Origin of the sequence: Paraburkholderia sp. BL17N1 (assembly GCF_003634175.1) — a bacterium.
GTDB lineage: Bacteria > Pseudomonadota > Gammaproteobacteria > Burkholderiales > Burkholderiaceae > Paraburkholderia.
Map to the genome: position 1 here is coordinate 3,318,597 of NZ_RBIW01000001.1, position 18,294 is coordinate 3,336,890.

An 18,294-nucleotide genomic window follows, 5' to 3' on the forward strand; every position below is an offset into this window, starting at 1 on the left:
TTTTTTGTCACAATGATCGTCTTTCGAAGCTTGCGTTGCCTAAAAGGCAAAGCTCACCGCGCGTACAGAAGGCGCTTGCAGATATCTGCGCGCCGGCGCCGACCGTTGAATGGGACATCACACATGGCACTTTCGCTGCATGGCATCGCGCTGCGCTATTTCGTCGAAGTCGCGCGCACCGGCTCGCTCAGCGACGCGTCCGCGCGGCTGCATGTCGCCGTCTCGGCGATCAGCCGGCAGGTGGCGCGGCTCGAAAGCGATCTCGGCGTCGCGCTATTCGAGCGGCGTCCGCGCGGCATGGCGCTCTCCGAAGCCGGCGAGCGCCTGCTGGCCTACGCGCAGCGCAGCCTGCTGGAGGCGGAGCATGTGATGAAGGAGATCGGCGGCCTCGAGACCTTGCATGGCAGCATGATCAAGGTGACGAGTTCCGAAGGTTTTGCCGCCGACTTCCTGCCCACCGCGATGGCGAGCTTCCGCGTCCAGTATCCGGGCATCGACTTCACGCTCTCGGTCATGTCGCCGGGCGAGGCGACCCGTCAGGTGCGCGACGGCGACGCCGACCTCGCGTTGACCTTCAGCCTCGCGCCGGAGAAGGGCGTGAAAGTCGAGCACACGGAGCGCGCGCCGGTGCTGGCGCTGCTGCGCGCCGATCATCCGCTGGCCGCGCGCGCGAAGGTGTCGCTCGCCGACTTGCAGCGCTATCCGCTCGTGCTGCCCGAGCCGGGCACGACGATTCGTCAGTTGATCGACATTACCTGCGCGCTCGAAGGCGTCCTGCTTGAACCCGAGCTGACCTGCAACAACAGCGGCGCCATGTATCGCTACGCGCAGAAGTCCGGCGCGATCATGTTCACGGGTCTGCTGTCCGTGCGTGACCGTTACGCCGGCGATGGTTTCGTCGTGATGCCGCTGACGCATCCGCAGATGCGCCAGCGCAGCATCCAGGTGCAGACCATGGCGGGGCGTGAACTGCCGCAGTCGGTGAGGGCGTTCCGGGATCATCTGATCGCGGAAATCGCGGGTGCGAAGCCGGTGGATGCGACGGCCTCGAAGGCCGCGCGAAAGCGCGGCAGAGCCAAGGGCTGACGGCCGCGGCGGCTGGAGACTCCACGCGGCATCAAGCCGGCGAGACTGCGATGACGACGGCCCGCGCACGACGAACCAGGCTGGCGGCATGCGTGCGATAGCGATCGATTCGCGACCGATTGAAAGGCAAATGTCCCAGCCGGATCGCGAATCACGACCTAAACTGTGGTGGACGGGGTGGGCTGAAAGCGCCGCAGTGCATGGCCGGCAATGCTGCAGTGCATGGCGATGGTAGGATTCAGCCCGAAAAATGGAGAGCGGCGCGCGCGCGAATTTGCGCGCCGTCCACAACAGAGCGATAGGACCCAGGACATCGAATGGCGCAACAAAAAACAAACCCAAAACTTGAGCAGGCGCTGACGCGCGGGGATCTGGCCATCCGTCAGGCGAATTCGGCGCGGGCCACGGCATTGCTGCGCGCATTGGGCAAGATGATCGTGGACGCGTCGGCCACTATCGGCGTGGAAGCCTTCACCCTGATTCCCGACGGCGACAAGATCTACGATCCGGCCGATGGGCTGTGGCCGCAGGAGCTGCAGGTCTCACTCGATGGCCCCGTCGAAGAGGCCGATCCGGATGAAGTACGCACGGTCCGCCTGATCGCCGACGACCCAGGCACGGTGTTCCGGGTCGAGTGGCAGCGCGCCGATGGCAAGATCGGGCGTCAGGACGGCGGTCCGTTCGCCACGGTGGCGTTTATCTCCGACGTGGACATTCCGTGGACGGATGACGAGGACTGAGCGGGCCTGACTCGCACCATGTGCTGATGTTTCGTCGGGCGCGGCGATCAGCGCCTGGCGTTCGTTATGGTTGACGGCCGGAAACCTACTTCATCATCCGGCGGCGAAACAGAATCGCCGACACGATAAACCCGCCGAGCGCATACGCGGCCAGCACGGCGATATGCAACAGCGCATTATCGACGGGGCGGCCCAGCATCGCCGGCCGCATCAGGTCGACCGCATGCGCCAGCGGCAACATCTGGGTCGCGCCCCGCGCAACGGCAGGCAGTTGCGAGACCGGAAAGAACACGCCGGATAGCAGCAGCATCGGCGTCAGCACCAGCGTCTGGTAAAACATGAAGAAGTCGTACGAAGGCGCGAGCGCCGTCACGACCATCGCAATGCTCGCGAACGCAAGCCCGGTCAGCACGATGACCGGCAAGGCCAGCAGCATCGACGGGAAATTCGCGTAGCCCAATGCGCCTGCCACCAGCATGATCGCCGCGCCCGAGAGCACCGATTTACTGGCTGCCCAGATCACCTCGCCGAGCACGATGTCGCCGAGCGTGAGCGGCGTATGCATGATCGCTTCCCAGGTGCGCTGCACATGCATGCGCGAGAAGCCCGAATACATCGACTCGAAACTCGCCGACATCATCACGCTCGAGGCCACCGTGCCCGCCGCGAGAAACGCTATATACGACACGCCGTCGACATGGCCGACCATCAGCCCCAGCCCGAAGCCGAGGCCGAACAGATAGATCATCGGGTCGGCCAGGTTGCCGAACATCGAGGCGATCGCGAGTTTCTTCCACACCAGATAGTTGCGGCGCCAGACGGCGGTCCAGTTGCTGGCGTTCGCGGGGAAGGCGGCGAAGGCTTCCTGATTCGATGGCGTGTCGCCGGCGGTTTCGTAGGTGCGTGCGTCCATTGCGTGTCTCGTGCGTACCCCTGCATGTTCTTTCAGGGCGTCGTTATAGTTGTACCGCGTTGCGTGCGATGCCGGTCTCGACCGATGCGCTTCAATCCTGCATCTCGCGGCCCGTGAGCCGCAGGAACACATCTTCCAGATTCGCCGGTCGATGCAGATAGCGCAGATCCGCGCGCTGCTTGAGCCGCGCATGCACCGGCTGCGCGTCGTTGACATAGCAGAACAGCGTCTCGCCGCTGATCTCGGTGCGCTCGACGAGCGGCGCCAGTTCATCGCGCAACGCGACCGGATCGGGTCCGAAAATCTCGATCACATCGCAACCGATCTCGGAAGCGATCAACGCGCTCGGCGCGCCTTCGGCGATCTTGCGTCCTTCCTCGATCACGCACAGCCGGTGGCAAAGGCGTTCGGCTTCTTCCATGAAGTGCGTGGTCAGCAGAATGGTCTTGCCGCGCGCGAGCAGCGAGCGCAGCCGCTCCCAGATCAGATGCCGCGCCTGCGGATCGAGGCCGGTGGTCGGTTCGTCCATGATCAGCACATCGGGATCGTTGACGAGCGCGCGCGCCAGCGTGAGGCGCCGCTTCATGCCGCCGGACAACTCGCTCACGCGCGCGTCCGCCTTGCTTTCGAGCCGCGCGAATTCGAGCAGGGAAGGCACCATCGCACGGCATTGCGCGGCGCTTAAACCGAAGTAGCGGCCGAACACCAGCAGGTTCTCACGCACAGTGAAGTCGGGATCGAGATTGTCGAACTGCGGCACCACGCCGACGCGCGCCCGCGCCACGCGCGCGCGTCCGGGGATCGGCTCGCCGCACAGACGGATCGTGCCCGCGTCCGGCGCGGCAATGCCGAGCAGCATGCGCAACGTGGTGGTCTTGCCCGCTCCGTTCGGGCCCAGCAGGCCGAAGCATTCGCCGGCGTTCACATGAAACGACAGTCCATCGACGACCGTTTTTTCGCCGTAGCTTTTCTTGACCTGATGAAATTCGATGGCGGCGTCAGGCATGGATCGAACGAGTCTCCAAGGAGGGCGTGAATGATGTGAGTAGCTGGGGAGGCGGCCTATTCTAGGGCATCGGCGCGACGCTGTTGGTTCGCCCCGACAATGCGAAGCCGGTTTCTTGCACTGCGGCATCGGCGCGCGGAGACCCTCCGAGCGGCTCGCGCACCTGTTTAGGGCGTGGTTAGAGGGCGGTCAGCGCACAGTTAGCGTTTTCCATCCCTTGCAACCTGAATTGCGGCGCACCATGATTAATTGAGAATCGCGCGTCCCGCGCGAAGGGAGAAAAATCATGGCGAGCTACCAGAAAATCCTGCTGTGCTACGACGGCTCGCGCGAAGGCCGCAAAGCACTCCGTTGCGGCGCCGACCTGGCGTTGGATCTGAAAGCGGAAACGCATTTGCTGTCCGTCGTCGACATGCGCTCGAGTATTGCGCAAAGCGCGGGCCTGCTGACCGACGTGGCCTGCGGCAGTTTCGAAAAGACCGCACGCGACATCCTGCAGGAAGGCGTTGATTGGCTCACCGAGCGAGGTGTGACCGCACAAGGGCATTTTGCATTCGGCCATCCGATCGATGAGATCGCCAACCTCGCCAATGAACTGCATGTCGACCTGGTGGTGGTCGGCCACCGTTGCCGCACGGGTTTGTCGCGATGGTGGATGGGCGCGGGCAATACGCCGTTGCTCGACCGTGTCTCGTGCAGCATTCTGGTGGCGTGTTCTTCGGCGCAGGAGCAGCAGCAAGCGGCGGCTTGAGGCGCGTGTCGCCATTGTGGACGGTTGGCTGGCGGCCGGGTACTCCGGCCTCACTACCCGGTGGCCTCGACGCCATAACGAAGTCGCTGAACGACTCGCCGCGACTCGCCGCGACTTGCCGAATAATTGGCGCGATCACGGGATCCGCGCCATACAAAGCCGACGTGCCGCGATCACTCGTTCAGATTGACCGCGGCCAGCTTCCACGTGAATATCCCTTCGCGCCGAAAGATCGCCGAGTAACGCGCGTCGCCGGCGCCATGCTGGTACGTGACGACGAACTCGTTGAGCCCACGATAGCCCGCGGTGGTTTGCGGCGGCTGCGGGGGCGTGGCGTTGGCATTCCCATTCGCCGCGTTGCCGGCAGGAGGCGCTGCCGGCGCCGGTGCGCTCGCGGCGGCGTCGGACGGATTGTTCGCGGCCGGTGGCGCGGGCGGCCGCTCACCCGGATCGCCGCGCGGCGGCATGCCGTTCAGCAAGGCCGCGACACCGTCCGGTGTGGCATAGGCATCCACGAGCGGCCCAATCAATGCGACGCCGATCATCGCGCCAATGGCGGCCAACGGATTGCCGTTGCTGTGCGCGCCAAGCCGGCGTGTCAGCAGGCCGGCGACCTGGTCCTTCAGGCTCTCACGCAACGCGGGGAAGTCGACGTACTGATTGACCGTTTGCGCATCGCGCGCATCGGCCGCGCGTTTGAGATTGTTCAGCGCGATGTACGGTGACGCATAAGCAAACCCCAGTGCGGCGATCACCACGATCACGATTAGCGTGACGATCAGCGGCTTTGTGGCGCCGCCTCTGCTGCCGCGTTGGGTATGTTTCGGAACTGCCATCGAGTGGGACTCTCTATCAGGTGTGATCTAACGTGGACCACGGCCACGCGAAAACGATCCCACGCAATGCAATCTCTCGCCGCCCGCTCAAGACAGGGTCATCACGACTCGAACACCGCGCCGTGGACGTTGGCTTCGTCGGCGATGCAGCGGTCGATCATGCGGCATACCGCGTCCATCGTGCCGACCATGATGAGACGCGACGGCCCGTGATAGACCCGCACCGGCGCGCGACGCGCTGGCTCGGCCGTATTCAGGCCGGAATTCAACGACACGCGGGCAAACGCCGGCAACGACGACGGCAAGCTGGACGTAGCCTCGGGCGAGTCGAACAGCGACGGAGTGCTGCGCGTGGCCGCCTCGATCAATGAGCAGGGCACCAGCTTGCGAAGGTGACGCAGACGACCGAACTGGCGAAAGGGCAGCAGGCGGGCAAGACGTTCCATGAGACTCTCCAGACGATGCAACGTTGATGCAGTGTCGATGCGACATTGACGCGGCTTTTTATTCTGTTGAACGCGCAAAAGGGTTAGAACCGGGGTTAGAACCGGGTTAGAACTCGCCGGGGCGAATCAGCCCCACGGCGATACCCTCCAGCGCGAACTCCGCACTGCCGGTTTCAACGAAGATGTTTTCGTAATCGGGGTTCTCGGCGATCAGTTCGAGCCCATTCGGCCGGCGCTTCAGGCGCTTGACCGTGACGTCGTCGCCCAGCCGGGCAATGATGATCTGGCCGTCTTTCGCTTCGCTGCGCTTTTGCACCGCGAGCAGGTCGCCGTCGAAGATGCCCGCGTCGCGCATGGACAGCCCGCGCACCTTCAGCAGGTAATCGGGCTTGCTCGAGAACAGCGCCGGGTCGCACGCGTAGTGCTGCGAGATATGTTCCTGCGCGAGGATCGGGCTGCCGGCGGCAACGCGCCCGATCAGCGGCAGCGACAGTTGCATGATGCTGGCGTGCGGCAGCGTGAACTGGTGCGGCGAGTCTTCCGGACCGGCCAGCAGGCGAATGCCGCGCGATGCGCCGGCCGCGAGTTCGATCACGCCCTTGCGGGCGAGTGCGCGCAGATGTTCTTCTGCCGAATTGGCCGAGCTGAAACCCAACTCGGCGGCGATCTCCGCGCGGGTGGGCGGAAAGCCGGTGCGTTCGATAGCCCTGCGGATCAGATCGAAAACCTGCTGCTGTCGTGCGGTGAGTTTGGTCATGGCGCCACTGTATGTATGAACAGGTGACTGTATTTTTATACAGTATTCGGCGCAATTCAAGCTTTACTTTAAGTTCGGGGCGAAGGGCGGCGTTCCAGCGCCGTCAAACGATGCTTTAACAGCCGTTTTCGTTCAGCAACGCCTTATCCAGCTGTCGTTACCACTTTTGAGTATTAAAAAATGAAGAAACATTATTTTTAATGATGAAAGCCCTTCGATAGACTGGGCCTCCAGTTGACGTTCATGTGCACGTGACCGCGACACAAGAAAAGACATCACACGCTGTTTCAGCGGACAACGCGGAGAAAGTTGACATGAAATACCAAGGTACGGGGCTGGCAGGCAGGACGAAGAAACTGATCGCGGCGCTAGCATTGGGCGCGGCGGGCGCGCTCGGCGTGATGGCGCAGGCGCACGCCGCCGACACGACGCTGCTGAACGTCTCCTACGACCCGACGCGCGAGCTGTATCAGGACGTCAACCAGGCGTTCGGCAAGGAGTGGAAAGCGAAGACGGGCGAGACGATCACCTTCAAGCAGTCGCACGGCGGCTCGGGCGCCCAGGCGCGCTCGGTGCTCGACGGTCTGCAGGCCGACGTGGTGACGCTGGCGCTCGCCTACGACATCGACGCACTGGCGAGCAAGGGTTTGCTGGACAAGGGCTGGCAGAAGCGCTTGCCCGATAACGCCTCGCCGTACACGTCGACGATCGTGTTTCTGGTGCGCAAGGGCAACCCGAAGCACATCAAGGACTGGGACGATCTGATCAAGCCGGGTGTGTCGATCGTGACGCCGAATCCGAAGACCTCGGGCGGCGCGCGTTGGAACTACCTCGCGGCGTGGGCGTATGCGGAGCATCAACCGGGCGGCAATGATCAGAAGGCGAAGGAATTCGTCGGCAAGCTGTACAAGAATGCCGGCGTGCTGGATTCGGGCGCGCGTGGCGCGACCACCAGCTTCGTGCAACGCGGTATCGGCGACGTGCTGATCGCGTGGGAAAACGAAGCGTTTCTGTCGCTGAAGGAATTCGGTCCGGAGAAGTTCGAGATCGTGGTGCCGTCGGTGAGCATTCTGGCCGAGCCGCCGGTCGCGGTGGTGGACAAGGTGGTCGACAAGCACGGCACGCGCAAGGTCGCCGAAGCTTACCTGAACTTCCTGTATAGCGAGCAAGGCCAGGAGATCGCGGCGAAGAACTTCTACCGTCCGCGTTCGAACAAGGTGCCGGCCGAGCTGACCGCCAAGTTTCCGAAGCTGAAGCTGTACACGGTGGACGATTCGTTCGGCGGCTGGACCAACGCGCAGAAGACGCACTTTGCCGATGGCGGCGTGTTCGATTCGATCTATCAGCCGCAGTAACAAGCCCGCTGCCGGAGTCGGCAAAGGCATAGGCAAAGGCATAGACATAGGCAGGACGACGCGGCGACGCGTCACTCCCGAGCGCGCCCCATGGGGCGCGCTTTTGGCCGCCAGGGCCCGGCGGCCGGCAATACGAGCATCAACCTGAACGAGTAACGAGCATGACGACGTTGACCTTCCGAAAACCGAGCGCGTTGCCCGGTTTTGGCCTGACACTCGGCATCACGGTGGCTTATCTGAGCCTCGTGGTGCTGATTCCGCTTGCGGCGACCTTTCTCAAGACCGCCACGCTCGACTGGAGCCAGTTCGTGCGTGCGGTGAGTTCGCCGCGCGTGCTCGCGTCGTATCGGCTCACCTTCTTTTCCGCGCTCGGCGGCGCGCTGATCAATGCGGTGTTCGGCTTTCTGGTGGCGTGGGTGCTGGTGCGCTACACGTTTCCGTTCAAGCGCATTGTCGATGCCGTGGTCGATCTGCCGTTCGCGCTGCCCACGTCGGTCGCGGGTATTTCGCTCGCGGCCGTGTACGCGGGCAACGGCTGGATCGGGCAGTTCCTCGAACCGCTCGGCCTGAAAATCGCGTTTACACCGGCGGGCGTGCTGGTGGCGCTGACCTTCATCGGTTTGCCGTTCGTGGTGCGCACGGTGCAGCCGGTGCTCGAAGAGTTCGAGCGCGAACAGGAAGAAGCGGCGGCGTGCCTGGGCGCATCGCGCTGGCTGACGTTTCGCCGCGTTGTGTTGCCGGCGGTGTTTCCGGCGCTGTTGACAGGCTTCGCGCTTGCATTCGCGCGCGCGCTCGGCGAATACGGCTCGGTGATTTTCATTGCCGGCAACGTGCCGATGAAGTCGGAGATCACGTCGCTGCTCATCATCACCAAGCTCGAGCAATACGATTATGCGGGTGCGACTGCGATCGCAGTCGTGATGCTGGTCGTGTCGTTCCTGATGCTGCTCTTTATCAATACCTTGCAGTGGTATCTGCAGCGCCGCACGAGTCGTGGGGGCGCGGGCCCGGCGCCTGCTGCCGCGAGTGTCGCGGCGATCGGTGTCGGCGGAGGTGCGCAATGAGCCGCGATTCCGTGAAGAACGCAGGCGGGGCAGCGGCCGTGGCCGTGGCACCGCGTGCGCCGCTGAACGTCGCGCGCCGGCCCGATCCGGTCACCGAACCGCCTGTCGTACGCTGGATTCTGACTGGCGTCGCGCTGCTGTTTCTTGCGCTGTTTCTCGTCGTACCGCTCGCCGCCGTGTTCTATCAGGCGTTGAACAAAGGGCTCGGTTTCTATCTGGAATCGCTCGCCGATCCGGACGCGCTCGCGGCGATCAAGCTCACGGTGATCACCGCCGCGATCGCGGTGCCGCTGAACCTCGTGTTCGGCCTCGTGGCTTCGTGGTGTATCGCCAAGTTCGAGTTCCGCGGCAAGGCGCTGCTGACCACGCTGATCGATCTGCCGTTCTCGGTGTCGCCGGTGATCTCGGGCTTGATCTATGTGTTGATGTTCGGCGCGCAGGGCTGGTTCGGCCCGTGGCTGCAGGACCACAACGTGCAGATCATTTTCGCGGTGCCGGGCATCGTGATGGCAACGATCTTCGTCACGTTCCCGTTCGTCGCGCGTGAGTTGATTCCGTTGATGCAGGCGCAAGGGAACGACGAAGAAGAAGCCGCGCACGTGCTCGGCGCGTCGGGCTGGCAGATCTTCCGCCGCGTCACGCTGCCCAACGTCAAATGGGGCCTGCTGTACGGCGTGATTCTGTGCAACGCGCGGGCCATGGGCGAGTTCGGCGCGGTGTCGGTCGTGTCGGGCCATATTCGCGGCCAGACCGACACGATGCCCCTGCACGTCGAAATTCTCTACAACGAATACAACTTCTCGGCGGCGTTCGCCGTGGCGTCGGTGCTGGCTCTGCTCGCACTCGTGACGCTCGGCCTGAAGCTGCTCGCCGAGCGCCATATGTCGGCGGAACTGTCGGCCGCGCGCGACGTGCCCGCTTACGCGGGTCCCGTTACGCCTGCGGCCAATGCAACAAGCGCAACACCCGCAACACCCGCAACAAGCGCATCACACACAACGCAAACAACGCATGCACCGCAGCAACACCCGCTCAAGCAAGGAGAGCTGTAATGGGTATCACCGTTCGTAACCTGCAGAAGCGCTTCGGCGATTTCGTCGCGCTCGATAACGTCTCGCTCGACTTTCCGCCGGGCGAACTGGTTGCGCTGCTCGGGCCGTCGGGTTGTGGCAAGACGACCTTGCTGCGCGTGATCGCCGGACTCGAATACGCCGACGGCGGCCAGGTCGTGCTGCAAGGCCAGGACGTGGCGACGGTCGGCGCGCGCGAGCGGGAAGTGGGCTTCGTGTTCCAGCATTACGCGCTGTTCCGCCATATGACGGTGTTCGAGAACGTGGCCTTCGGCTTGCGCGTGAAGCCGCGCAAGGAGCGCCCCTCGGAAGCCGTGATCCGCGAGAAGGTGCATGAACTGCTCAAGCTCGTGCAGCTCGACTGGCTCGCGCAACGCTATCCGTCGGAACTGTCGGGCGGCCAGCGGCAACGTATCGCGCTCGCGCGCGCGTTGGCCGTCGAACCGAAAGTGCTGCTGCTCGACGAACCGTTCGGCGCGCTGGATGCGAAGGTGCGCAAGGAACTGCGCAGCTGGCTGCGTCGTCTGCACGACGATCTGCATATCTCGACGATTTTCGTCACGCACGATCAGGAAGAAGCGCTCGAAGTCGCCGACCGTATCGTCGTGCTGAATCGCGGGCATGTGGAGCAGGTGGGCAGTCCGCAGGACGTGTATGACCATCCGCAAACCTCGTTCGTCTACGAGTTTCTCGGCGCGGCGAACCGCCTGCACGGCAACGTCGATGCAAGCGGTTTCGTGGTGGACGGCGCGGCGCTGCCGGTTTCCATCAAGGCCGATTTCAGCGGCCCCGCGTTCGCCTATGTGCGTCCGCATGACCTGCAGTTGTATCCGCAGGCGTCGGGGCATCGCGAAGGCATCGTCGTCGACGTGCGGCGCGTGGTGACACTCGGCGGCTCGGTGCGGGTCGAACTCGCGGGCCGCGAGGGCAACCTGCTCGAGGCCGAACTCGATCGCGAAGCGTGGCGCGATCTGCAGCTCTCGATCGGCGACGGCGTGACCGCGGTGCCGCGCGCGTTGCGTGTGTTTCCAGCGCAGTGAGCGCGGCGCAGTCAGGCGCGCAGCGACAGCAACACGACCCGGCGTTTCAAACGAACTCAAATAACTCAACTCTGGCCGAACCGGAGACATCAAGATGAATTTCCAGCAATTGCGCTTTGTGCGCGAAGCCGTGCGTCAGAACATGAATCTGACCGAGGTGGCGAACGTGCTGTACACGTCGCAGTCGGGCGTATCGAAACAGATCAAGGATCTGGAGGACGAACTCGGCGTCGACATTTTCATTCGACGCGGCAAGCGCCTCACGGGCCTCACCGAGCCGGGCAGGGCCGTACATCAACTGATCGAGCGGATGCTGCTCGACGCCGAGAATCTGCGCCGCGTCGCCCGCCAGTACGCTGACCAGGACAGCGGGCACCTGGTCGTGGCGACCACCCACACGCAGGCGCGCTATGCGTTGCCGAAGGTGATCCGTCAATTCACCGAGGTGTTCCCGAAAGTGCATCTGGCGCTGCGTCAGGGCAGCCCGCAACAGATCGCGCAGATGATCATCAACGGCGAAGCGGACATCGGCATCTCCACCGAAGCGCTCGACCGTTTCCCGGATATCGTCACGTTCCCGTGCTATTCATGGCATCACGTCGTGGTCGTGCCGAAGGATCATCCGCTGGTGGGCCGTCCGAATCTGACGCTCGACGAAATCGCCGAATTCCCGATCGTCACTTACGATCAGGACTTCACGGGCCGCTCGCATATCGACCAGGCCTTCGCGAAAGCGGGCGCGTTGCCCGACGTCGTGCTGACCGCGATCGACGCCGACGTGATCAAAACCTACGTCGAGCTCGGCATGGGCATCGGCGTGGTCGCGGCAATGGCCTACGATCCGAAGCGCGATACGGAACTGGTCGCGCTCGACACGCAGCATCTGTTCGAGGCGAGCACGACGCGGGTCGGTTTGCGCAAGGGCGCGTTCCTGCGCGCGTACGCGTACCGGTTGATCGAGATGTTCGCGCCGCAATTGAACGAAGCGGATATCGCCGCGCAATTGCGCGAAGCGGTTTGATAGATGCGCCGGATCGTCGCGGTCCGGCGCAACGCCGAACGCTGCCGCACCATCGCGGCGGCCGGTTAGTGCGAACTTCATGCGGGCTGCGGCTGGCCCCGGTGCAGACGCCACGCAAACGTGTGGCGCCAAAGCGCCGGCCCCGTCCAACCCCGAATCGAACGGACATCCGTTTTTTCACGCATGGCGGCGCGCGGCGCATCGCTTACAATCGCCGCCATGAATACTTCGACCTCTTCTTCCGCTATACCTTCAAACGAAGGCGCCACGCCACTGCTGCCGCGCATCGTCGTGCTCGCGACCGGCGGCACGATTGCCGGCGCGGCCGCGAGCGCCACCAACACCTCGGGTTATCAAGCCGGCGTGATCGGCGTCGAGCAATTGCTGGCCGTGGTGCCGGCCTTGTCGACGGTGGCGCGCATGGAGAGCGAGCAGATTGCCAGCGTCGACAGCAAGGACATGGCGATGCCGCTGTGGACCACGCTCGCGCAACGCATCAACACGCTGCTCGCCGACGACCAGATCGACGGCGTGGTGGTCACGCACGGCACCGATACGCTCGAAGAAACCGCCTACCTGCTGCATCTCACCGTCAAGTCGGACAAGCCGGTCGTGCTGACGGCGGCCATGCGCCCAGCCTCGGCGCTGTCCGCCGATGGCCCGCTGAATCTGCTGAACGCCGTGACGGTCGCGGCGCAGGCGAGTTCGCGCGGGCAGGGCGTGCTGGTGGCCTTCAACAACAAGATCCATAGCGCGCGTGACGTGGTCAAGACGAGCACCTATGCGGTCGACGCGTTTCACTCGCCGGAAATCGGCGCGCTCGGCTGGGTGCAGGACGGCCGTGTCGAGTTCCAGCGCGGCGTGGTGCGTCCGCATACGCTCGCAACCGAGTTCGTGATCGGCGCGACGTGGCCGCATGTGGAAATCGTCGTGAGCTACGCGGGCGTGTCGCGCATTGCCGTCGATGCGTTGGTTGCCGCCGGTGTGCGCGGCATCGTCGTGGCGGGCACGGGCAATGGCTCGATTCACGCCTCGGTGCAGCAGGCGCTCGCCGATGCGGCCTCGCAAGGCGTCGCGGTGGTGCGAGCGTCGCGCGTGGGATCGGGGCACGTGATGCGCAACGGCGCGGCTGCCGACGACGCACTCGGTTTCGTCAGCGCGGGTTCGCTGAATCCGTACAAGGCGCGCGTGCTGCTGATGCTGGCATTGGCCGCGGGCGCCACGGGGCCGGTGGCGTTGCAGAAGACTTTCGATACGTACTGAGCGATGCAGCGCTGAGCGATGCAGCGCTGAGCAATTCAGCGCATGACGCCCAAATGACAACGCGGCGCCCAGGTCATCGACCGGAGCGCCGCGTTGTCGTTTCAGCTTGCGGTTTATCGCTAGCGCCGAAAAGGCGACGCCTGCACGCTGTTAGTTCGCCAGATCTGGCGGCAACTTCCCGCCGTTTGCTGCCAGCGCCACCATCACCTGTTTATGCAGCCAGATGTTCATGCTTGCCGAATCGTTCGTGTCGCCGATGTACTTCAGCTCCCTGGCGAGTTCCTTGCGATGATCGAGGCTGCTGTCGACGCCGAGCGCCTTCAGCGTGTCGACGATCGACGTGCGCCAGTTCAACGTTTGACCGCTCTCGCTCACGAACTGGTCCATGACGACAGCGACGTCGACGTCGGCCAGCGGCGCGGGCGCCGGGGTTGCCGACGGTGCAGCAGCTTGCGCCGCGGCCGGATCCGGTGTCGGCTCGACAGCGGGCGCAGGCTGGTCCGGTTTCGCTTTGCCAAAGAGCTTATGTACGATGTCACCAAAGATGCTCATTCTGAATCCTTTGCAGAGGGGTTACTGGCGCAAGCACATTCCGCTCACGGGTTGAACACTGGTTGGGAATCGGGCGAATGAAACAGCGGGCACGCGTTGCCATGACCGGCAAGCCGCACTTGAACGCCGACACGCCCGCAACCAGACTCAACGAGTGTAGGAGAAAAGCGCGGACCGATGTGTCAAAAAAGGTCGAGCAAAGGGGACGGAGTTGCAAGCAAATGCAAGCAGACTTGCGAGCATGCGTACGAGGGGAGCGGCAAAGTGACATGCCGGTGAGCGGCGTGCGTGACGCACCCGCTGCGAGAGTTTGGCCGAAAAAGCATAAACATCGCTAAACATTGAAATCCGACAGCCGGACACCCGACGACGACGTCTGACCGACCAAGGCTTCCCCGGCGCCGCCGGGTGCCGCTGCGGACCCCACTTGCCGCTCTCAGCCCAGAGCGGCACGATTTGCCCGTTCCGTCATGCATGTCGCACGACGAACCGGGCGCCCCACTTGCGACTGCCATGACGTTGAACATGCAACGATCACCGCAATCCGTATTGCTGCCTTATGCCGCCTTGGCTTCGCTGCCCGGCGCTTGCGCGACTTCGAAATTCGCCATGATTTCCAGTGCGCGGACCATTGCCGAGTGATCCCATGCCTTGCCGCCGTTCGCCGCGCACACGCTGAACAGTTGCTGCGCACTTGCCGTATGCGGCAGGGCGATGCCGAGCTTGCGCGCGCCGTCGAGTGCGAGGTTCAGATCCTTCTGGTGCAATTCGATGCGGAAGCCTGGATCGAACTTGCGCCTGGTCATGCGCTCGCCGTGCACTTCGAGAATCCGCGACGAAGCGAAGCCGCCCATCAAAGCCTTGCGCACACGTTCCGGATCGGCGCCCGAGCGCGAGGCGAACAGCAGCGCTTCGGCCACGGCTTCGATATTCAGCGCGACGATGATCTGGTTCGCGACCTTGCAGGTCTGGCCCGCGCCGTTGTCGCCGATCAGCGAGATGTTCTTGCCCATCAGTTCGAACAGCGGCCTGGCCGTGGCGAAGGCCTTTTCCGGGCCGCCCACCATGATTGTCAGCGACGCTTCACGCGCGCCAACTTCGCCGCCTGAAACCGGCGCATCCAGGTAGTCGACGCCGAGCGCATTGATCTTCTTCGCGAACGCCTGCGTGTCGAGCGGCGAGATCGAGCTCATGTCGATCACGAGCTTGCCTTGCGAAAGGCCGGCGGCGACGCCGTCGTCGGCGAACAGCACGTTGGCGACATCAGGCGTGTCCGGCACCATGATGATGACGATGTCGGCGGCCTGCGCGACAGCGGTCGAATCGGCGACGACGCTCGTCGTTTTGCTCAGATCTTCCGGCACCGGGTACGCGCCATTCACGAACAGCGAGTGACCGCCCTTGATGAGGTTGCGCGCCATGTGCGCGCCCATGATGCCGAGGCCGATAAAACCGATCTTTGCCATGTGTCTAAATCTCCAGTGTTGTTTGAGGTCCCTCGTGGGACTTCCTTCGGGGCGTCGAGCGCCTGATCCCGCCTGGCAATCAGGCGATGCGACGCTCAGGCGGCGGCGTGCGCCGCGCCGCGGGTTTGCCCGGCCACGCTCTGCACCCAGCCGAGGCCGGCGGTGGTCGTCGTGCGTGGTTTGTATTCGCAGCCGACGTAGCCGTCGTAGCCGAGCGAGTCGAGCAGATCGAACAGGAACGGGTAGTTGATTTCGCCGGTGCCCGGTTCGTTGCGGCCCGGGTTGTCGGCGAGCTGGATGTGCGCGATCTGCGGCAGGTTCTTTTTGATGGTCGCCGCGAGTTCCCCTTCCATCCGTTGCATGTGATAGATGTCGTACTGCAGGAACAGATTGTCCGAACCGACTGCGCGGATCACGTCGAGGCCTTCGGCCGAACGGTTCAATGCGAAACCCGGAATGTCATAGGAATTGCACGGCTCGACCAGCAGCTTGATGCCGGCTTTCTTCAGTTCGCCCGCGGCGAAGCGCAGGTTGTCGACGATGGTCGAGTGCGCCTTGTCCGCATCCACGCCGGCCGTCGGAATGCCGACGAGGCAGTTCAGTTGCGGCACCTTCAGTGCTTTCGCATATTCGATCGCGCGGCCGACGCCTTCCTGGAATTCGCTCACGCGATCCGGCAGGCACGCAATGCCGCGTTCGCCGGCTTCCCAGTTGCCCGCGGGCAGGTTGTGCAGCACCAGCTTCAGGCGGTTCTGCTGCAGACGCTCGCTCAATTCAGCGATTTGAAACGGATACGGAAACAGAAATTCGACGGCGTGAAAGCCCGCGTCCGCAGCGGCCGCAAAGCGGTCGAGAAACGGGACTTCGTTGAACAGCATGGTGAGATTCGCTGCAAATTTCGGCATGGTGCGTCTGTCTCTCTGGTCGGTCAGTGGAATAACTTCGTGAGGCGGTTCGGAGTTGCTGAACCGCGCTCACGTGATGCTCATCGTTTCGATGCGTCAGCGCACTCAGTCGAGCATGCTGATCGCGGTCGGTGCGTCTTCGCGCTTCGTGGCCAGTTCTTCGAACTCGTTGATCGCGTCGATTTCGGTGCCCATCGAGATGTTGGTCACACGTTCGAGAATCACTTCGACGATCACCGGCACGTTGAACTCGGAGAGCATCGATTGCGCCTTCAGCAGCGCGGGCTTCAGTTCTTCCGGCTTGAACACGCGGATCGCCTTGCAACCCAGACCTTCGGCGACCGCGACGTGATCCACGCCGTAGCCGTTCATCTCCGGCGCGTTGATGTTCTCGAAGCCGAGTTGCACGCAGAAGTCCATATCGAACGCGCGCTGTGCCTGGCGGATCAGGCCGAGGTATGAGTTGTTCACCACCACGTGAACATACGGCAGTTTGAATTGCGCGCCGGCAGCCAGCTCTTCGATCATGAACTGGAAGTCGTAGTCGCCCGAGAGCGCCACGATCGGACGTTGCGGATCAGCCGCACGCACGCCGAGCGCTGCCGGAATCGTCCAGCCGAGCGGACCCGCCTGGCCGCAGTTGATCCAGTTGCGCGCCTTGTAGACATGCAGGAACTGCGCGCCGGCGATCTGCGAGAGACCGATCGTGCTCACGTAGCACGTGTCGCGGCCGAACACCTGGTTCATCTCTTCGTAGACGCGCTGCGGCTTCATCGGCACGTTGTCGAAGTGCGTCTTGCGATGCATCGTGCGCTTGCGTTCCTGGCAGTCGGCGACCCACGCGCTACGGTCCTTCAGCTTGCCCGCGGCCTTCCATTCCTTTGCCACTTCGACGAACAGTTCGAGCGCGGCCTTCGCGTCCGACACGATGCCCAGATCCGGGCCGAACACGCGGCCGATCTGCGTCGGTTCGATGTCGACGTGCACGAACTTGCGGCCCTTTGTATAGACCTCGACGCTGCCCGTATGACGGTTCGCCCAGCGGTTGCCGATGCCGAGCACGAAGTCGGAGGCGAGCATCGTCGCGTTGCCGTAGCGGTGCGAGGTTTGCAGGCCGACCATGCCGGCCATCAGCGGATGGTCGTCAGGAATCGCGCCCCACGACATCAGCGTCGGGATCACCGGCACGCCGATGGTTTCAGCGAACGCGACGAGCAGATCTTCCGCGGCCGCGTTCAGCACGCCGCCACCCGAGACGATCAGCGGCTTGTCCGAGTTGTTCAGCAAGGTGAGCGCAGCTTCGATCTGCTTGCGCGTCGCTTTCGGCTTGTAGACCGGCAGCGGTTCGTACGTGTCGATGTCGAATTCGATTTCGGCGAGTTGCACGTCGATCGGCAGGTCGACCAGCACCGGACCCGGACGGCCCGAGCGCATCAGGTGGAAAGCCTGCTGGAACACGCGCGGCACCAGCGCCGGTTCACGCACGGTGACGGCCCATTTGGTGACGGGCTTGGCGATCGATTCGATATCGACGGCCTGGAAATCTTCCTTGTACAGACGCGCGCGCGGCGCCTGGCCCGTGATAGCCAGAATAGGAATGGAGTCGGCCTGAGCCGAGTACAAACCGGTGATCATGTCGGTGCCGGCCGGGCCGGACGTGCCGATACACACGCCGATGTTGCCCGGTTGAGCGCGCGTATAGCCTTCGGCCATATGCGACGCGCCTTCGACGTGGCGGGCCAGCACGTGGCTGATGTTGCCTGCCTTGCGCATGGCCGAGTAGAACGGGTTGATCGCTGCGCCCGGAACGCCGAATGCGGTGTCGATGCCTTCTTTTTCGAGCACCAGCACGGCTGCGTCGACGGCTCTCATCTTGGCCATGAATGTCTCCTGAATGTCTTGGGGATGGGCGAATTAAAAGTGTTGAGTGCACTTTAGGCCTCACCTAAAGGTTTGATAAGATCAGTCCGGGTCGCTTATTTCGAAACAAAAAGTATGGAATGGCCCGCGGACTGGCATCGGG

At 63.4% G+C, this 18,294-nt stretch carries 18 protein-coding genes; 9 read left to right on the forward strand and 9 right to left on the reverse strand.

Annotated features, from left to right (window positions below; all coding sequences use genetic code 11):
• Positions 1-123: 123 nt before the first annotated feature.
• Both B0G82_RS14990 and B0G82_RS14995 read left to right on the forward strand, forming a co-directional pair.
• Positions 124-1,086: a LysR family transcriptional regulator gene (locus B0G82_RS14990; protein WP_121307816.1), complete on the forward strand. Its 963-nt coding sequence runs from the start codon at positions 124-126 to the stop codon at positions 1,084-1,086.
• Positions 1,087-1,403: 317 nt separating this feature from the next.
• Positions 1,404-1,826 carry a hypothetical protein gene (locus B0G82_RS14995; protein WP_116141074.1) on the forward strand — a complete coding sequence of 141 codons (423 nt, stop codon included), beginning with the start codon at positions 1,404-1,406 and terminating at the stop codon, positions 1,824-1,826.
• Between the two features lie 85 nt (positions 1,827-1,911).
• Here the strand turns inward: B0G82_RS14995 and B0G82_RS15000 are convergent, their stop codons facing one another.
• Positions 1,912-2,739 (reverse strand): ABC transporter permease, encoded by an 828-nt coding sequence (locus B0G82_RS15000; protein WP_121307817.1) that lies wholly within the window; start codon positions 2,737-2,739, stop codon positions 1,912-1,914.
• Positions 2,740-2,830: 91 nt separating this feature from the next.
• Entirely contained in the window at positions 2,831-3,745 is a 915-nt protein-coding gene (gene nodI, locus B0G82_RS15005; RefSeq protein WP_121307818.1) for a nodulation factor ABC transporter ATP-binding protein NodI, read from the reverse strand.
• A 286-nt stretch (positions 3,746-4,031) separates the two neighbouring features.
• Here nodI and B0G82_RS15010 point away from each other — a divergent pair, with 286 nt between their 5' ends.
• The gene (locus B0G82_RS15010) at positions 4,032-4,496 is read left to right on the forward strand and encodes a universal stress protein (RefSeq protein ID WP_012432786.1); all 465 of its coding nucleotides are present in this window, start codon (positions 4,032-4,034) and stop codon (positions 4,494-4,496) included.
• 173 nt (positions 4,497-4,669) lie between these two features.
• Here the strand turns inward: B0G82_RS15010 and B0G82_RS15015 are convergent, their stop codons facing one another.
• From B0G82_RS15015 to lexA, 3 genes are all read right to left on the reverse strand, one after another.
• Positions 4,670-5,332, reverse strand: a complete 663-nt coding sequence (locus B0G82_RS15015) for a DUF2939 domain-containing protein (protein WP_121307819.1) — start codon at positions 5,330-5,332, stop codon at positions 4,670-4,672.
• Between the two features lie 101 nt (positions 5,333-5,433).
• A complete protein-coding gene (locus tag B0G82_RS15020) occupies positions 5,434-5,778 on the reverse strand; it encodes a hypothetical protein (RefSeq protein ID WP_121307820.1) in 345 nt (114 codons plus the stop codon).
• Positions 5,779-5,884: 106 nt separating this feature from the next.
• On the reverse strand, positions 5,885-6,535 hold the full coding sequence (lexA, locus tag B0G82_RS15025) for a transcriptional repressor LexA (RefSeq protein WP_012432789.1): 651 nt from the start codon (positions 6,533-6,535) through the stop codon (positions 5,885-5,887).
• A gap of 314 nt (positions 6,536-6,849) precedes the next feature.
• Between lexA and B0G82_RS15030 the strand changes: the two genes are divergently transcribed.
• The 6 genes from B0G82_RS15030 (at position 6,850) to B0G82_RS15055 (ending at position 13,348) form a co-directional block, all read left to right on the forward strand.
• Positions 6,850-7,890, forward strand: a complete 1,041-nt coding sequence (locus tag B0G82_RS15030) for a sulfate ABC transporter substrate-binding protein (protein ID WP_121307821.1) — start codon at positions 6,850-6,852, stop codon at positions 7,888-7,890.
• 161 nt (positions 7,891-8,051) lie between these two features.
• The gene (gene cysT / locus B0G82_RS15035) at positions 8,052-8,954 is read left to right on the forward strand and encodes a sulfate ABC transporter permease subunit CysT (RefSeq protein ID WP_106283584.1); all 903 of its coding nucleotides are present in this window, start codon (positions 8,052-8,054) and stop codon (positions 8,952-8,954) included.
• A complete protein-coding gene (cysW, locus tag B0G82_RS15040) occupies positions 8,951-10,006 on the forward strand; it encodes a sulfate ABC transporter permease subunit CysW (protein ID WP_199730095.1) in 1,056 nt (351 codons plus the stop codon). Before cysT ends, cysW begins: the two co-directional genes overlap by 4 nt.
• Complete coding sequence (locus B0G82_RS15045) at positions 10,006-11,064, forward strand: sulfate ABC transporter ATP-binding protein (protein WP_012432793.1); 1,059 nt, start codon at positions 10,006-10,008, stop codon at positions 11,062-11,064. Before cysW ends, B0G82_RS15045 begins: the two co-directional genes overlap by 1 nt.
• A 94-nt stretch (positions 11,065-11,158) precedes the next feature.
• Entirely contained in the window at positions 11,159-12,085 is a 927-nt protein-coding gene (locus B0G82_RS15050) for a CysB family HTH-type transcriptional regulator (RefSeq protein WP_121307822.1), read from the forward strand.
• A gap of 219 nt (positions 12,086-12,304) precedes the next feature.
• Positions 12,305-13,348: an asparaginase gene (locus B0G82_RS15055; protein ID WP_121308710.1), complete on the forward strand. Its 1,044-nt coding sequence runs from the start codon at positions 12,305-12,307 to the stop codon at positions 13,346-13,348.
• A 150-nt stretch (positions 13,349-13,498) separates the two neighbouring features.
• Here B0G82_RS15055 and B0G82_RS15060 read toward each other — a convergent pair whose 3' ends face one another.
• The 4 genes from B0G82_RS15060 to gcl all read right to left on the reverse strand — a co-directional run bounded on the left by B0G82_RS15060 (position 13,499) and on the right by gcl (position 18,152).
• Entirely contained in the window at positions 13,499-13,900 is a 402-nt protein-coding gene (locus tag B0G82_RS15060; protein ID WP_121307823.1) for a DUF3597 domain-containing protein, read from the reverse strand.
• 557 nt (positions 13,901-14,457) lie between these two features.
• On the reverse strand, positions 14,458-15,366 hold the full coding sequence (locus B0G82_RS15065; RefSeq protein WP_121307824.1) for a 2-hydroxy-3-oxopropionate reductase: 909 nt from the start codon (positions 15,364-15,366) through the stop codon (positions 14,458-14,460).
• 95 nt (positions 15,367-15,461) lie between these two features.
• Positions 15,462-16,271, reverse strand: coding sequence for a hydroxypyruvate isomerase (hyi, locus tag B0G82_RS15070; RefSeq protein ID WP_121307825.1), 810 nt, complete (start codon positions 16,269-16,271; stop codon positions 15,462-15,464).
• A gap of 105 nt (positions 16,272-16,376) precedes the next feature.
• Positions 16,377-18,152, reverse strand: a complete 1,776-nt coding sequence (gcl, locus tag B0G82_RS15075) for a glyoxylate carboligase (protein ID WP_106283578.1) — start codon at positions 18,150-18,152, stop codon at positions 16,377-16,379.
• Positions 18,153-18,294 lie beyond the last annotated feature (142 nt).

Bases quoted from the DNA above. Each gene is read 5' to 3' on its own strand.
- B0G82_RS15045 (WP_012432793.1), top strand. From the start codon at position 10,006: ATGGGTATCACCGTTCGTAACCTGCAGAAGCGCTTCGGCGATTTCGTC.
- B0G82_RS15055 (WP_121308710.1), top strand. From the start codon at position 12,305: ATGAATACTTCGACCTCTTCTTCCGCTATACCTTCAAACGAAGGCGCC.
- B0G82_RS15015 (WP_121307819.1), bottom strand. From the start codon at position 5,332: ATGGCAGTTCCGAAACATACCCAACGCGGCAGCAGAGGCGGCGCCACA.
- hyi (WP_121307825.1), bottom strand. From the start codon at position 16,271: ATGCCGAAATTTGCAGCGAATCTCACCATGCTGTTCAACGAAGTCCCG.
- B0G82_RS15020 (WP_121307820.1), bottom strand. From the start codon at position 5,778: ATGGAACGTCTTGCCCGCCTGCTGCCCTTTCGCCAGTTCGGTCGTCTG.
- cysW (WP_199730095.1), top strand. From the start codon at position 8,951: ATGAGCCGCGATTCCGTGAAGAACGCAGGCGGGGCAGCGGCCGTGGCC.
- B0G82_RS14990 (WP_121307816.1), top strand. From the start codon at position 124: ATGGCACTTTCGCTGCATGGCATCGCGCTGCGCTATTTCGTCGAAGTC.
- gcl (WP_106283578.1), bottom strand. From the start codon at position 18,152: ATGGCCAAGATGAGAGCCGTCGACGCAGCCGTGCTGGTGCTCGAAAAA.
- B0G82_RS15060 (WP_121307823.1), bottom strand. From the start codon at position 13,900: ATGAGCATCTTTGGTGACATCGTACATAAGCTCTTTGGCAAAGCGAAA.
- B0G82_RS15010 (WP_012432786.1), top strand. From the start codon at position 4,032: ATGGCGAGCTACCAGAAAATCCTGCTGTGCTACGACGGCTCGCGCGAA.
- cysT (WP_106283584.1), top strand. From the start codon at position 8,052: ATGACGACGTTGACCTTCCGAAAACCGAGCGCGTTGCCCGGTTTTGGC.
- B0G82_RS15000 (WP_121307817.1), bottom strand. From the start codon at position 2,739: ATGGACGCACGCACCTACGAAACCGCCGGCGACACGCCATCGAATCAG.
- nodI (WP_121307818.1), bottom strand. From the start codon at position 3,745: ATGCCTGACGCCGCCATCGAATTTCATCAGGTCAAGAAAAGCTACGGC.
- lexA (WP_012432789.1), bottom strand. From the start codon at position 6,535: ATGACCAAACTCACCGCACGACAGCAGCAGGTTTTCGATCTGATCCGC.
- B0G82_RS15065 (WP_121307824.1), bottom strand. From the start codon at position 15,366: ATGGCAAAGATCGGTTTTATCGGCCTCGGCATCATGGGCGCGCACATG.
- B0G82_RS15030 (WP_121307821.1), top strand. From the start codon at position 6,850: ATGAAATACCAAGGTACGGGGCTGGCAGGCAGGACGAAGAAACTGATC.
- B0G82_RS15050 (WP_121307822.1), top strand. From the start codon at position 11,159: ATGAATTTCCAGCAATTGCGCTTTGTGCGCGAAGCCGTGCGTCAGAAC.
- B0G82_RS14995 (WP_116141074.1), top strand. From the start codon at position 1,404: ATGGCGCAACAAAAAACAAACCCAAAACTTGAGCAGGCGCTGACGCGC.